This is a genomic window from Sediminibacillus albus, assembly GCF_900101125.1.
Lineage (GTDB): Bacteria > Bacillota > Bacilli > Bacillales > Amphibacillaceae > Sediminibacillus > Sediminibacillus albus.
The window spans coordinates 780,774-795,202 of sequence record NZ_FNFL01000001.1 but is presented as its reverse complement, the minus strand read 5'-3'; the positions used below and the strand labels follow the sequence as shown (position 1 = coordinate 795,202).

The following is a 14,429-nucleotide window of genomic DNA, read 5'->3' as shown; positions in this document are numbered from 1 at the left end:
GTACACTTACTCGGTATCTGTAACTGTAAACGGCCGCATCATGTCATAATCCTCATGTTCAAGGATATGGCAGTGCCAGACATAATCGCCAGTATAAGGAGCGAATTTGGCAATCACACGGGTAACCTGGGCAGAAGGCGCAGCAATTGTGTCTTTCCAGCCGCGTTCATTGGCAGCAGGAGCTTCAACCGTACCGGTATATATTATTTTTCCATCCTGATTATAGCGGTCTAAATCAAATGGTCGGCGATCGAGTACTTGGAATTGGATAAGGTGGATGTGAATCGGATGCGTGAACCCTGTAAGATTAATTAACGACCATATCTCGGTCGTCCCCAGCCTCGGCTTTTCTGTCGTAGGGTCGTGCCATTTTTTATTGTCCAGCAGCAACAACGGCCGCCCAAACTCATCGTTGGAACTTGTAAGTTTTAAGTTGCGGATTGCTCGTATATTATTTTGTTTCAAAGAAGGAATGCGCGATAAATGCCGTGGGATGACACTAGTATCCTTACGTGCTGGAGACTTGGTCACCCGGAATTGCATCACTTCGCCTGTAGCATCTTCCGGATCAGCATTCGGACCAAGATTATTTTTCAAAACGACCGTTTGCCCTCTGTATTGGGAAAAATCCACGATAACATCAACACGTTCTGCTGGCTCAATTCCGATCTGATTGATTTTTACCGTTTTTTGCAACAGGCCGCCATCAGATCCGATTTGGTAAAAGGGCTGGTTTGAATCCAATGTTAGCTGGTAGTCGCGTGTATTTGATGCGTTCAGAATACGGAAACGGTATTTCCGCGGCTTAACTTCCAAATAGGGCCACACTTTGCCATTAACGAGGATGGTATCGCCGATAAATGCCGGCACAATCGATGGGTTCGGCAAATTAGCAGCAGCGTCGTCAGGCTGCTGTGGATAGGACAGGGAACCATCAGCGTTAAATGTGCGGTCCTGAATAAGCAGCGGAATTTCATAGTCGCCGGCAGGCAGGTTTAGAAGCTTTTCCTGTTTATCACGGATAATGTACATTCCGGCAAGCCCGGCATAGACATTCAGCCTAGTAATACCCATGGCATGGTCGTGATACCAAAGGGCAGCAGCCCGCTGATGGTTGGGATATTCATAGACTTCGCGGCTAAAGGCTGGACCAGTTTCTCTAAAGCCGCTGGTGAACCAGGCCTCGGGATAGCCGTCACTATCCGCTTTTGTTTCACTTCCATGCAAATGAACGACCGTCCGCACCTCAGGTTCGCGGGCCACATTATGGACAGATCGGTCGACCGGGAGCAAATGCCTGTTTGGAAGATTGTTTATCCATCGGACTTGCACCGGTTCTCCTGTGTCAGCCTCAATAGTTGGTCCAGGGAATTGGCGGTTATATCCCCACAATCTAGTCGGCCGTAAATCCCTGTGCAGTTTCTGTCTGAATTCTTCCATGACTACCTCATAGTAGGCACCGTTTTTCGTCCTGCGGGTCGGCTTTAACGTTTCCATGATTGGCAGCCGATCCACAAATTTCTCCAGTGTTGGACTCATGTTCTCATCTCCAGTCGTGAAGCATTTACTATAGTAGATGACAGACGCACAAAATTGGGAAAGGCTACTATAACGGTTTTTATACTTCTGCCGCTGCTTAAAAAGACAGGAGGGATTTTTGTCCAAACTGCTTCATGCTACAATGAAGATGTAATGATAATTAGAGGTGAGAAAGATGAAAATTAAATCCATCGTTAATAAAATAGGAAACCACACACCTGCCATTCTCAGCAGTGAACAATTCGCTAAGTTCGCGGTGCTTCTCCCGCTTATTGAAAAAAATAATGACATCCATTTATTATTTGAGGTTCGTTCCCACAAACTGAGAAGACAGCCTGGCGACATCTGCTTTCCAGGTGGGAAAATGGACCCCCATGATAAAACAGCCCAAGCTACTGCTATCCGGGAGACAACGGAGGAGTTGGGGATTAGCGGGGAGGAAATAACCGATGTACATCCAATTGACTATCTAGTTTCTCCTTTCGGCATGTTGGTTTATCCATTTGTAGGGGTTGTTAATCATTCAGCAAATATAGAAGCTAATCCTGAAGAAGTGGAAGAGGTATTTACCGTTCCGCTTGCATTCTTTCAGGATACCAAACCAGAAATCCATCATGTAAGTATGTATGTACAGCCGGAGGATGACTTTCCATATGATTTAGTCGCCGGCGGTCAGGATTATGAATGGCGCCCGCTGAAAATGGAGGAATATTTCTATATGTATGACGGCCGGGTAATATGGGGGTTAACCGCCAGGATTGCTGCCCATTTTGCGGAACTGATAAAGGAGCGGTAAATAATAGCAGTAATCAATGCGAAAAATATTTCTAACAGGATAACAGTTAGCAGACCAAACGGATGGCCGTTTGGTCTGTTTTATTTGCGCGGCATTGCCCCCTCAATGAATGGATATTCTCCTAAAACCAAATAATATTTGTATCCTAAGTATAGGAAAGGGGCTTCACCATGTTTTTCAAGGTTAGCGATATGGAAAATTTATGGGTATTTGCGCAAGAATTAAAGGAAAGTAACGCAATAGGATTGATATTGATCGAAGATGAAAGGCATAGGAACAAGCAGAAGGGACTGCCAAAAAGCACGAAAGTATTTTTGCAAACAAATATAGTCAGTGTTTTGTATGAATCTCACGAAAAACTCTATTATATAGATGAAAAAAAGAATAATATGGATATTATTCATAAAATGGAGAAATTATTTCGCGTCTGTCATGTAAAGGAGATTATTATAGATGACCAGGAAAGGATAGGAAGTGTTTTTTTCACTAAGGGATAACATTGTCGCTTACTTATATCCAATGTTTATATGGTTAATACTTGTAGTACCATACCGAAAGGAAGCCTGAGAGTGAAACCACAGAAGAAAGAATTTGCTGTAATAGGATTAGGAAGATTTGGAGGAACGCTTTGCAAAGAGTTAGCTGCGGCAGATATCGATGTTTTGGCTATTGATAAAAACACGGAGAGAGTGCAGGAATTTGCTTCTATTGTAAGCCATGCTGTTGTAATGGATGCGGTTGATGAGCAATCACTGCATACAGTCGGAATACGAAATTTTGATTGTGCTGTCATTAGTTTTGGCGAGGATATTCAATCAAGTATTCTGGCTACCCTTGTACTTAAAGAAATGGGCATGAAAAAGGTATGGGTAAAAGCCCGGAATGATAGCCATCAAAAGGTATTAGAAAAGGTGGGGGCAGATAAAATTATCCATCCAGAACGCGATATGGCAAAAAGGATTGCCCATCATATCGTTTCTGATCGAATCGTTGACTATATTGAACTTTCCAAAAACCATAGTATAGTCGAAGTTATTGCAAGTGAGACTATGTTAGGGAAGACGTTGTCAGAACTGCATTTCGATGAAAAATATGCCTGTAGGATAATTGCTGTAAAGAAAGACGAATATCATATGCTTATCCATCCTACTCCTGCTACGAAAATAGCTAAAGGTGACATTTTAATTATCATGGGAAAAAACGGAGATCTCAATCGATTGGAAACTAGAGGTTACGGGAATGAACTTTAAAAAAGATATTGTGAATCTCAGCCCGCCCCGATTTTTATTAGTCATTTTTGTAATCTTTATTCTATTAGGAACTATTTTATTAAAGCTGCCGTTTGCGACCGCGGGGCAAATTAGCATATTAGATTCTCTCTTCACTGCTGCTTCGGCAATGACAGTCACTGGTTTAATCGTAGTAGATACAGGTTCAGCCTTTACCATATTTGGTCAATTAGTGATTCTCATGCTTATCCAAATCGGCGGTTTAGGAATCATGACCATTGCAGTGCTGATATTTTTGATGGCGGGCAGGAAAATCGGATTTAAAGAAAGGCTGATTGTTACCCAAGCATTAAACCAAACGTCTGTTGGCGGAGTAGTAGCTTTGGTGAAAAAATTGTTTTTATTCTCTATTATCCTGGAAAGTATCGCATTTCTTTTACTATCTTTTCGCTGGATACCGGAGATGGGGATGAAAGAAGGATTATACGCCAGTTTATTTCATGCTGTTTCTGCTTTTAATAATGCAGGTTTTTCCATATGGGCCAATAGCTTATCAGGCTATGTCACAGACCCTATCGTTAATATTGTGATTTCCTTTTTATTTATCGTTGGCGGTTTGGGTTTTACCGTTATTTTCGATTTGTGGAAAAAGAAAGACATCAAGCAGCTGAGCCTTCATACAAAATTAATGGTGGTTGGAACTTTTTTTATAAATATATTATCCTTGTTCGTCATATTCGTACTCGAATATGACAATCCGGGATCGCTCGGAGGTTTTACGGTTTTTGAAAAACTTCAAGCTTCTTATTTTCAAGCAGTTACACCGCGGACTGCTGGCTTCAATACGATCGATATTGGCAGCTTGAATGAATCCACGTTGTTTTTCATCCTTTTATTAATGTTTATCGGTGCAGGGAGTGCCTCTACTGGTGGGGGAATTAAGTTAACTACATTTCTGGCACTTATTTTCGCGGTTTTTGCCTTTTTAAAACAGAAGGAAGAAGTAATTATTTATCGTCGTGCAATTATGTACTCAACGATTGTCCGGTCTCTGGCAATAGCGATTATTGGTTTGTTTTTTGTCATCATCGGAATTTTTATACTAAACATTACCGAAGATGCCCCGTTTATCATGGTTGTTTTTGAAACCGTCTCCGCCTTTGGGACTGTTGGATTATCCATGGGTCTCACAGGAGAGTTAACAGCGGTTGGAAAAATCGTTATCATACTAATAATGCTGATTGGAAAAGTGGGACCGCTGACTTTAGCGTTTTCTTTCGCAAATCCCGTAAAAGCTAATATCCGTTATCCGAAAGAAGATTTGTTAACCGGATAATGTATCGAAAAAACTGAAAAGAAATTTCAAAACAGTTTTACTAAAGGATGACTCGATGTGCATAATAGATATATGGTTATAGGATGGAATGAGCGTACTAGAAACTTATTAGAGATGATGGTTCAAAAGGAGAATGGAGCTCAGTTGGTATTGATGGACTCCACAATAGCTTCTCCTCCTGTACATTTTGAGGGTATCGAATTCATAAGGGGAGATGCCACGGAAAGCAGTGCACTTCGAAGAGCTGGAATCGAGCTGGTCGACACAGCAGTCATCACAGCAGACCCATCTAAAGATGAAGAGGAAGCTGATCAGTATAGTATCCTGGCTACTATTTCCATTAAAGGAATGAATCCTAAGGTGAAAGTTATCACCGAAATTCTTACGGAAAAGCACATGTTAAATGCACAAAGGTCAGGAGCTGACACTATTATCAGGCCAAATGACCTGATCAGTTCTCTATACTACAATAGCACAAAGAGCGGTTTGTCAAATATTCATGTCCTTACGGAAGTTATAGGCTCTAAATTCGATACTTTTCCAGTCCCCGATTGGTTGGTTGGAATGGAATTCTCTGAAAGTACCATGCCATTATTAAGAGAAGGGAAATTAGTGATTGGTAAAGTAACGGATGGCAGGATAAAGATTAACCCAAACTCTAAAACGGTTTGGCGAGCCTCAGATATAATTATAACAATGAGTAACGGTAAATAGCTTCTGCGTCTTATTTTACATTAATAATTTATGATCCCTATTCAACCCTTTATAGATGGAGATTTGATTAAAAACACCTGGATTACTGTCCAGGTGTTTTTTTAAGCGGGTATAATCATTGTTTTAAAATTAGCAGACAATTTGTTTTTACATTAAGTCATAAACAGATTCTTCTAAATAAAGCCAGTGGTAATATTCCACTTCTGTATCTGTCATGTTTTTTACCGTTTTTTCATTTAGGGAAGCTAGCTCGCATAAATCATGTTCCAGCTCACTTCTAAGGACTTGGCTCATGAATAAAACTCCTTTGTAATCAGTATGGGCTCTTAAACCATTAAATTAACTCTACTTACTATATATCTCATTTTGAGATAAATAAAATATCATTTTTAGATTAATCATTTGGTTATGATGCACATGTGATATAGGGAGAAGAAAAGCTATAAATAGAGTAAAATGAGTTACAATTCTTATAGAGTGAAAAAAGGAAAAACAGCTGGAGTTTATTTCCCGTAGATAAATGACTAATTTAGATATCACCTATTGAATCGCCCATTCCATTCTGCTAGCTAATACAGTTCTAGTCAGCTCGCCGGTCAGGTTAAATACTTGCAGGTTAAATTTTGGTTCCTTTTGACCCGAAAATTTCTGCCATTCTTCAGCAACATATTTGAGGTCGTCCGCACTTATGATTGCTACATCAGTGTCTTCCTCCGAAAAGGCTTTTAGTTTTTGAGCCTTCGAAATTGCTTCATTAGTATAATCAGAAGTAATGATTAGAAATAAGGTTACTCTCATCCCTTCAGACTTTATGTATCCTAAGAATTGTTCAAAATGGGAATCAGGAAAATTATACGGTGATTCTACACTTTTATTATCCCAAAGAATAACTTCTTTAGGGTTATAGTTCATTTTCCCGTCAGCATGTTTAGAACCTGGCATTTCCACTAAATTGATATTTAATTTCTTTTCAAAGATGTACTTTGTTGCTTCTTCAAAGCTTCTCTCAATATCTAAATCTTTATCGATTATTTTATTAACCCTGAGTGGCTTGTAGTTTCTAGCTGCAAGGTCTTCGTAAAAGTCATACAACCGAGAACGAGAGTCCGTGGGATCAGAATTTTCGATAGAAGTTAGATTTTCATAGTAATCGATAATGCTTTTAATTTTTTCTTCCTTTGTCCCGCTTATTTTAGCCCCGTCTAATGTACGTAAAACATCCGTTAGTTCTGAACTGCTAAAGAAATTTAAAGCTTTTGTCGGCAGGATGTTATGTCTAATAATTCTTTCAATGAGGGTACTTTTGGTGCCGCTAACATTTAGTCCCAACGGGGAAAGTATATTCTTTAATTGATTAACATTTAAATCGTTCAGCAGGCTTAAATATGTTTCTTTCCTAAGTTCACCGCCAAGTTCATATCGAACTACCCTTGCTATTTCCTTAGGAATAATATAATAAGCTTCATCTGTTTTGAATCGTAATATAATTCCTCTGGATTGGAGATCTTTTAATGATTTTTCTATTTGTCTAATACTATGTAATTTATTTCCCCTTTGCGGAAACCTCCCAGCGATACTTTCAATAAGATAGTGATCTCTAGTACTTAATCCTAATTCATTTTTAAGGACAGCCAGCATATTTATCTCATGAGAGTTAAGAGATTCATCTTTTTTCCATGCAGCCATAAGAACCGCAGTGTATATTCTAAGCGCATCTTCCGGTATAGAAGTTTTGATAAAGTCATCATCCTTGCTTTCTTCAACAATTTGCTGCTCGAGATTTTCCACAGAAGTGAATAACTCACTCTCTGGCAAAACATATCCCTCGTTTTCCATTAAGGCCATTAGAATCATCTCGTTAACAAGAGCGATATCTCGATCGGTTTCTAAGAAGTTTAAATTTCGTTTAACTCTTTCACTGTTTTGAAACTCATCGATGTTTTTCATGATTACCTCACGCATTTCTTCCTCATTGTTTAATCTTACGTCCTTTAAAAAACTATCGACAATTCTAGATAAGTAAAGCTTCGACATTTTTGGAAGTACGTCTTGCATTTGCATAATAAACCGCCCCTTTTAGTAAATTGTCTTTGATTCCTTACCTAAGTCTACCTTTTGTGATGATTAAAAAAAAGGTAATATGGTAAGTTTTAGAAAAAATCAACTTTCTAAAGCCAATCATAACAGTATGATTGTAAATTTAAGATAACCATTTATAAACGACATCTCCAAATTTAGCAATTGTATAATTATCCAAAAAATATATTCCTCTTTCTTTAAAACGCAAGATCCAATTTAAAGAGACTTTTAGGTTACCTGTTAAATCACCTTTTCCTATGGACCCGCCTTCGTTGACGTAAATTTTCCAGAACGGTATACTCTAACCTACGTACCACCCGACCATGTTAATCGAAAAACAGATGGAAATTCCAGCGCATTTTACTAAATCGATTTAGTGCAATGTAAACGCTATGTGAAAGATTCGTTGGCAAAGCAATAATGCGCGTTGTTTTTCGGGTTTTATGAAAACGCTTCAAATCAAGGTGTGGAAAATACCAAAGGGGGATATCATATGAATCAATTGAATTGGGGAATACTTGGGCCAGGAACCATAGCAAGGGAATTTGCTGTTGCTATTAAAGAAGTGAATGGCAGAATTGCTGCTGTAGGAGCCAGAAAGCCGGAGAAAGCCCAAAAATTCGCAGAAGATTATCAAATTGAAAAGGCTTATGGTAGCTATGATGAATTGTTGAAAGATGAGGCGGTTGATATCGTTTATATTGCCACTCCTCATACCTTTCATCATGAATATATTATGGAAAGCTTAAAAAATAACAAACATGTCTTTTGTGAGAAATCGATAACTGTCAACAGCAGCCAGTTAAAGGAAATTGTTGAACTGGCAAAAGAGAAAAAACTAGTCGTTGCAGAGGCAATGACAATATACCATATGCCAGTTTATAAAAAAGCTCGTGAAATTCTGCAATCAGGAGAGTTGGGGAAATTGCGGATGATCCAACTGACGCACGGCAGCCTGAAAGAACCGGATCCGACGAACCGCTTTTTCAATCCAGCTTTGGCGGGTGGTGCCATGCTTGATATTGGGACGTATGCATTATCCCTGTCCAGATACTTTATGTCGAATCAACCGCAGGAAGTTTCGGCGACGGTTAAACAGTTTGAAACAGGTGTCGATGAACAAGTGGGAATTTTGTTGAAAAACCAGTCAGATGAAATGGCGGTGATCACCTTGACATTGAGAGCGGTCATGCCGAAAGACGTGGTGATCGCTGGTGAGAAAGGATTTATCACTATAGAGGATTATCAAAGGGCAACCAAAGCAACGGTAACGTACACGGAAGACAATCGGGTAGAGGTCATCGAAGCCGGTGATAAGGAAAAAGCATTTCATTACGAGGTAGAAGCGATGAACAACTATATTGCAAATAAAGCAGACAATGAGACACTGACTTTGTCTGTTGATGTAATGGCACTGATGGATGAGGTGCGCCGACAGGCAGGGGTTACCTACTCTTTTGAATAATTATGAGCCGCCAGGTACTATTTATGGTATCTGGCATTATTTATGTTCAAAAACGAAACAAATTTCCTCTTTTATTCGTACTAGTTAAAGATAGGTCAATTATTTATTAGACTCCTATGGTAAAGTAAAAGGAGTGAGTTTTTTAGATACAAGATAGAGGGGGAGAAGGTTGGAAAATAACACAATAAACATCAACCCAAAACAGAAAGAGAAGCTGAAAAAAATTGGCGGTTTTTTCGGAAAGATAATTGGAGCAATCATATTGCTGTTGATTCTGGGATGGCTGTCCTTACATTGGGTTACCGATTATATATGGATGGATACGCTCGGTTTCCGCGATGTATATACGACAATTTTAGGAAGTAAAATCCTGCTTGGCATCATCGGGTTTATCCTGTTTTTCTTATGCACGTATGTGACACTGGCGTGGATTCGAAAAGCATTTTTAAAACAATTTAATCCATCCCAGCTGCCCGCTGTGATCCATGCCAAGCGGTTGAGCTTGTTCACGATTTTTTGTATTGCCATATTTGTCGGTCTGCTTGGAAGCAGCATCGTTCAAGGAGTGGGCTGGGAGCTGTGGCTGAAATTTTTACACCATACTTCATTCGGGGTATCTGATCCACATTTCAATATGGATATCTCTTTTTACATGTTTGTATTGCCGTTTATCGAATTCGCTGTTTCGACATTGATTGGCCTAGGGTTCCTTTTGCTGCTTGTTGAAATCGGCTGTTACTCTGTCTTTCATATGTACCGGATCAGCCGGACTGCTCAGCTGCACCTCGGTGTAACATTAGGAAGCATCGGGTTGCTGTTGGCTGCGGTCCATGTTTTGGAACCGTATGGCACTATGCTAACCAGCCGGGTCAACTTATTCCAGGATAGTGTTGTCCATGGCATGAGTTATACAGATAAGCTGATTAACATCCCGGCTTCCTATGTATTAGCTGCCACAGCAGTGATCGGCACGATTTGGATGATCATTGCGTTAGTACGGGGAAGATTACGCGCGATGGCTATTCCTGTGATCGTTTATGTGGGACTGGTAATCGTCGGCCAGGGGGCTTCGATTATTGTGCAAAATTATATCGTGTCGCCAAACGAGTTTTCCAAGGAAAGCCCGTACTTGGAGCATAACTTGTCATTTACGCGCACAGCATATGATTTGGAAAGCATTGAAGAGCGGGAACATCCCGGTACACAATCGCTTGACCAGTCGATGGTAGAGCGCAACCAACTGACCATCAATAATGTCCGTATCAATGACGCACGTCCGATTCTCGATATTTACAATCAGCTCCAGACATTCCGGACGTATTACCAGTTTAATGATATCGACATTGACCGGTACCAAATCGATGGCGAGTATCAGCAGGTATTCCTGGGCGCTCGGGAGCTGAATACTGTCGATCTTCCGTCACAGGCGAAAACATGGGTGAACGAAAACCTTCGTTATACGCACGGTTACGGTGTTGCGATGAGCAGTGTCAATGAAATCACTTCCCAGGGACAGCCGGAATACTTGTTGAAAAACCTTCCAGCTGAAGGGGAAATAGACATCAGCCGGCCGCAAATCTATTTTGGTGAGGAAAACTATAAGAATGTTATCGTAAATAGTGAAGTCGACGAATTTGATTATCCTTCTGGTGATGAAAACATGTCGAGCCGCTACGAAGGCGACACAGGTATTCCATTATCCGGTCTGAACCGGCTGTTATTTGCTATGGATGAAGGCTCATTCCGGATGTTTGTCTCAGATCAATTAACAGGAGAAAGCCAGCTGCTCGCTACGCGTAATATTGTCGATCGAGTAAACAGAATTGCGCCATTCTTGGAATATGATGAAGATCCTTACCTGTTTGTCCGTGATGATGGCAGAATGGCATGGATGATTGACGCTTATTTGACTGCAGAGCGTTATCCATACTCGGAAGCCCATGAAGGGGACGAAAGTTATATTCGTAATTCTGTGAAGGTGACAGTAGATGCTTATACAGGGGAAGTGACATTTTACGCGGCTGAACCAGATGAACCACTGCTGCAAACCTATCAACATATCTTCCCGGATCTGTTTACAGAGGAAATCCCGGAAGATGTGCAGGCGCATTTCCGTTATCCGCTCGATTTGTTCAAAATCCAGGCTGCCATGTATGGCACTTACCATATGACCAACTTGGAAGTGTTCTACAATCGGGAAGATTACTGGCAATTCCCGACGGAAAAATACTTCAACGAAGATATTGAAATGGAGCCTTATTATATCACGATGAAGCTTCCGGAAGCAGAGGAAGAAGAATTCGTACTCATGATGCCATATACGCCAAGAAACCGCCAGAACATGGTGGCATGGATGGGTGTCAGAAATGATGGGGAAAACTATGGAGAGACTTTTGTCTATCGGTTCCCGAAACAACGTAATGTATACGGACCGCAGCAAATTGAAAACAGGATTAACCAGGACAGCACGATATCCCAGCAGCTGAACTTATGGTCGCAGGGAGGTTCCGAAGTTATTCGCGGGAACTTGTTAGCAATACCGCTGGAGGATACGGTGATGTATGTGGAACCGATTTACATTGAATCTTCCAATGAAACATCTCTGCCAGAGGTGAAACAAGTTGTCCTTGCTTATGGGGACCATATTGTAATGGAACCGACATTCGATCAGGCATTAGAGCGTATGCTTGGTATTATTGATCCTGACGTCGAACTGGATGAATCAGAAGGCGAAGCAGATGGAGAAGACCCTGCACAGGAAATTCTCAATTCAGAAGAGGTACTGCAGGAGCTATCCTCACTGTTTGATCAATATCAACAGGCGCTTTCGGCAGGAAACTGGGAAGAAGCCGGCGCCATTATGTCACAAATTGAAGATCGTTTGAGTGAGACAGAACAAGACCAGGACCAGGAATAAAGTAAAAGGAACTTCCACACAAGGTGGAAGTTCCTTTTTTAACAAATAGGACTGCAAGTCACCAGATGTATTATCCGGGAAAGATTTTTCGTTATCTTGCTGTTACATTTGAAAAGCGTTCATTTCCTGATTATTTCGGTTATAATTTATCCAGAGGTAAGTACATGGAAATGATGAAAGGTTCACCTATTCATTAACTTAATTTAGCAGATTACTGCTTTAACAACTGATAAATATCGAAAAATTCATCAAGTGAATGGAGGGGAAGAAATTTGGAGAGCAATAAAAAGATATATTGTTCGTTATTTGACTATGAAAACTGGCGATTTTATCTAGCTGCGACCAGCAGAGGTCTGTGCTATGTAGGTTCTCCCAACAGCCCTTTTACCGAATTGGAAGAATGGGCGAGACGGTATTTTCCCGAACATAGAATAATAGAAGACGATGCCCTGCTGAAGCCATATAAAGCCGAATTAATGGAATACTTTCAAGGTGAACGGAAGACATTTACTTTTCCAGTCGATCTGCAAGGCACCTCATTTCAACAGGAGATTTGGCAAGCGCTACAGCAAATCCCATACGGCAAAACATATACCTATTCTCAAATTGCTGCCATGGTTCAGCGGCCGAATGCAGTTCGTGCGGTCGGAGCTGCAATCGGTGCCAATCCTTTGATGATTTCCATTCCATGCCACCGTGTCATTGGAAAAAATGGTAAGCTGACGGGTTTTCGCGGCGGTTTGGAAATGAAAAAAGCCTTGCTTAAGTTGGAACAATATCCCTGAATCGTCTTTTTGATTGCTCCGTTAAAGGTTAAAGCATTAGATTAAAAACGGACTTCCAATTATATGAAAGTCCGTTTTGTTGGTTCATTGGTATCTTCTTCTAATGCCACCTATATACTAAAGAAGTTGCCTAAACGGTTCGTTAGTGGTCGATTCATACAAATGAAAGCAAATAAAATTCCCGCTAAAATTAATACGCAGTTCCCATCTTTTCTTTAAATGCACAAATATTTTGAAAACAATTTTTGATAAACTACTCTGAAGGTCTTGGATTCTGTGAAAATTTAAGTAAAATAGAGACATATCAAAAAGAAACGGAGCGATTCCAGTGTGATTTTTGTGTGAAGTAAATAAATCAAAATGAATACACAGGAGGTAACACTGGTATGGTTGAATATGTATATTTTGCTCCAGAGTCTGCATTCAGAGAGAAAGCAGAAAAAATGTTCATGAAGCACCGGGAGCTTATTCTTCAGCAGCTTCCTAAGTCAGAAATCCACTATATTGGGAGTACAGCTGTAAGAGGATCTCTTACCAAAGGGGATGTCGATCTGCAGGTACGGGTTGCACAAGAAGATTTTTCCACAGCCAAAAAAGCCTTTCAGAATCTGTACTCCATTAATGAGGGGAGTTATCAAACTTCTTTCTTCTGTGGCTTTGAAACAAAGGATGACCTGCCAGTCGGCGTGCAGCTAACCGTTAAGGGGTCGGAAGCAGATCACTTTTGGAAAACGACTCATTTCTTTCAGGAGCATCCAGCTTATAATGAAACATATAATCAATTGAAGAAACGTTTTGATGGAAAAGATATGGAACAATATCGAGATGCAAAAGCGGAATTTTTGACCGATATTTTAGCCAGTAAAGCGTATCAAACCTTTTTAGCAAAATGTTAACTAACACCAGGGCGGCAGTCAGCAATCGATTGCCGTCTCTTTTTAATGAGGGGAGAGCGAAAAATGCAAAATACAGCGAATGACCGTATGTTCTTGACGATGGCGCTCAAGGAAGCGGAAGGGGCACTAGCAGAAAATACATATCCGGTGGGAGCTGTCATTGTCGATGAACAGAACAACGTGATTGCCAGGGGAAGAAATCGCGTTCATATAGCCAAAGATGCAACGGCTCATGCAGAAATTGATGCTATCCGGAATGCCGGGCAGGTAATCTTGGATGCCAAGGTGAGCGGCAGGATGTTGACCATTTACAGTTCACTTGAGCCTTGCCCGATGTGTACCGGCGCGATCTTATTTTCTCACATCAGGCGGGCAGTCTGGTTGAAAAATGATGAGGAAGGATTTGGTGGTTATCGGAAAATAAAAAATACCATGGTGTTTGATCGGCGCTTTTCCCGAGTAGTGATGGAAAAAGAGCCTTTTGATGACTTAAAACAACAGCAGGAAGAACTGATGAACAAATGGGCGGAAAATCCTTATAATGTTGTCAATTTACGAAAAGCGGGCGACGAATAAAGCCGTTGCAAGATAGGAGGGAAGCAGGATGGATTATCTGGTGCGGTTTCTTTTGAAATCCGATTTATTGAATTGCTCCGAACTGTGTACCGATATC

General features: G+C 40.7%; 13 protein-coding genes. 10 read left to right on the top strand and 3 right to left on the bottom strand.

Going from position 1 to position 14,429, the window contains the following annotated elements; translation table 11 throughout:
• Positions 1 to 6: 6 nt before the first annotated feature.
• Complete coding sequence (locus BLR93_RS04025; protein ID WP_093211443.1) at positions 7 to 1,539, bottom strand: multicopper oxidase family protein; 1,533 nt, start codon at positions 1,537 to 1,539, stop codon at positions 7 to 9.
• Between the two features lie 175 nt (positions 1,540 to 1,714).
• On the opposite strand from BLR93_RS04025, the gene BLR93_RS04020 reads away from it, so the two are divergent.
• The 5 genes from BLR93_RS04020 to BLR93_RS04000 all read left to right on the top strand — a co-directional run bounded on the left by BLR93_RS04020 (position 1,715) and on the right by BLR93_RS04000 (position 5,614).
• Positions 1,715 to 2,335, top strand: coding sequence for an NUDIX hydrolase (locus BLR93_RS04020; RefSeq protein ID WP_093211441.1), 621 nt, complete (start codon positions 1,715 to 1,717; stop codon positions 2,333 to 2,335).
• A gap of 170 nt (positions 2,336 to 2,505) precedes the next feature.
• A complete protein-coding gene (locus tag BLR93_RS04015) occupies positions 2,506 to 2,832 on the top strand; it encodes a hypothetical protein (RefSeq protein WP_093211440.1) in 327 nt (108 codons plus the stop codon).
• Positions 2,833 to 2,904: 72 nt separating this feature from the next.
• The gene (locus BLR93_RS04010) at positions 2,905 to 3,585 is read left to right on the top strand and encodes a potassium channel family protein (RefSeq protein ID WP_245690053.1); all 681 of its coding nucleotides are present in this window, start codon (positions 2,905 to 2,907) and stop codon (positions 3,583 to 3,585) included.
• Entirely contained in the window at positions 3,575 to 4,900 is a 1,326-nt protein-coding gene (locus BLR93_RS04005; RefSeq protein WP_093211435.1) for a TrkH family potassium uptake protein, read from the top strand. Before BLR93_RS04010 ends, BLR93_RS04005 begins: the two co-directional genes overlap by 11 nt.
• 57 nt (positions 4,901 to 4,957) lie before the next feature.
• The gene (locus BLR93_RS04000; protein ID WP_093211433.1) at positions 4,958 to 5,614 is read left to right on the top strand and encodes an NAD-binding protein; all 657 of its coding nucleotides are present in this window, start codon (positions 4,958 to 4,960) and stop codon (positions 5,612 to 5,614) included.
• A gap of 147 nt (positions 5,615 to 5,761) precedes the next feature.
• On the opposite strand, the gene BLR93_RS17890 is transcribed toward BLR93_RS04000, so the two are convergent.
• Both BLR93_RS17890 and BLR93_RS03995 read right to left on the bottom strand, forming a co-directional pair.
• A complete protein-coding gene (locus tag BLR93_RS17890) occupies positions 5,762 to 5,908 on the bottom strand; it encodes a hypothetical protein (RefSeq protein WP_175559230.1) in 147 nt (48 codons plus the stop codon).
• Positions 5,909 to 6,154: 246 nt separating this feature from the next.
• On the bottom strand, positions 6,155 to 7,675 hold the full coding sequence (locus BLR93_RS03995) for an SAP domain-containing protein (protein ID WP_093211431.1): 1,521 nt from the start codon (positions 7,673 to 7,675) through the stop codon (positions 6,155 to 6,157).
• Positions 7,676 to 8,186: 511 nt separating this feature from the next.
• On the opposite strand from BLR93_RS03995, the gene BLR93_RS03990 reads away from it, so the two are divergent.
• The 5 genes from BLR93_RS03990 (at position 8,187) to BLR93_RS03970 (ending at position 14,332) form a co-directional block, all read left to right on the top strand.
• Positions 8,187 to 9,158, top strand: coding sequence for a Gfo/Idh/MocA family protein (locus BLR93_RS03990; protein WP_093211429.1), 972 nt, complete (start codon positions 8,187 to 8,189; stop codon positions 9,156 to 9,158).
• Positions 9,159 to 9,327: 169 nt separating this feature from the next.
• The gene (locus tag BLR93_RS03985) at positions 9,328 to 12,075 is read left to right on the top strand and encodes a UPF0182 family membrane protein (RefSeq protein ID WP_245690052.1); all 2,748 of its coding nucleotides are present in this window, start codon (positions 9,328 to 9,330) and stop codon (positions 12,073 to 12,075) included.
• Positions 12,076 to 12,347: 272 nt separating this feature from the next.
• Positions 12,348 to 12,860 (top strand): methylated-DNA--[protein]-cysteine S-methyltransferase, encoded by a 513-nt coding sequence (locus BLR93_RS03980; RefSeq protein ID WP_093211427.1) that lies wholly within the window; start codon positions 12,348 to 12,350, stop codon positions 12,858 to 12,860.
• Positions 12,861 to 13,246: 386 nt separating this feature from the next.
• A complete protein-coding gene (locus tag BLR93_RS03975; protein WP_093211425.1) occupies positions 13,247 to 13,756 on the top strand; it encodes a GrpB family protein in 510 nt (169 codons plus the stop codon).
• A gap of 63 nt (positions 13,757 to 13,819) precedes the next feature.
• Entirely contained in the window at positions 13,820 to 14,332 is a 513-nt protein-coding gene (locus BLR93_RS03970; protein ID WP_093211423.1) for a nucleoside deaminase, read from the top strand.
• Positions 14,333 to 14,429: the final 97 nt, after the last annotated feature.

Excerpts from the sequence above, each read along its gene's own strand:
- BLR93_RS04025 (WP_093211443.1), bottom strand. The coding sequence starts at position 1,539 with ATGAGTCCAACACTGGAGAAATTTGTGGATCGGCTGCCAATCATGGAA.
- BLR93_RS04020 (WP_093211441.1), top strand. The coding sequence starts at position 1,715 with ATGAAAATTAAATCCATCGTTAATAAAATAGGAAACCACACACCTGCC.
- BLR93_RS04015 (WP_093211440.1), top strand. The coding sequence starts at position 2,506 with ATGTTTTTCAAGGTTAGCGATATGGAAAATTTATGGGTATTTGCGCAA.
- BLR93_RS04005 (WP_093211435.1), top strand. The coding sequence starts at position 3,575 with ATGAACTTTAAAAAAGATATTGTGAATCTCAGCCCGCCCCGATTTTTA.
- BLR93_RS17890 (WP_175559230.1), bottom strand. The coding sequence starts at position 5,908 with ATGAGCCAAGTCCTTAGAAGTGAGCTGGAACATGATTTATGCGAGCTA.
- BLR93_RS03995 (WP_093211431.1), bottom strand. The coding sequence starts at position 7,675 with ATGCAAATGCAAGACGTACTTCCAAAAATGTCGAAGCTTTACTTATCT.
- BLR93_RS03990 (WP_093211429.1), top strand. The coding sequence starts at position 8,187 with ATGAATCAATTGAATTGGGGAATACTTGGGCCAGGAACCATAGCAAGG.
- BLR93_RS03975 (WP_093211425.1), top strand. The coding sequence starts at position 13,247 with ATGGTTGAATATGTATATTTTGCTCCAGAGTCTGCATTCAGAGAGAAA.
- BLR93_RS03970 (WP_093211423.1), top strand. The coding sequence starts at position 13,820 with ATGCAAAATACAGCGAATGACCGTATGTTCTTGACGATGGCGCTCAAG.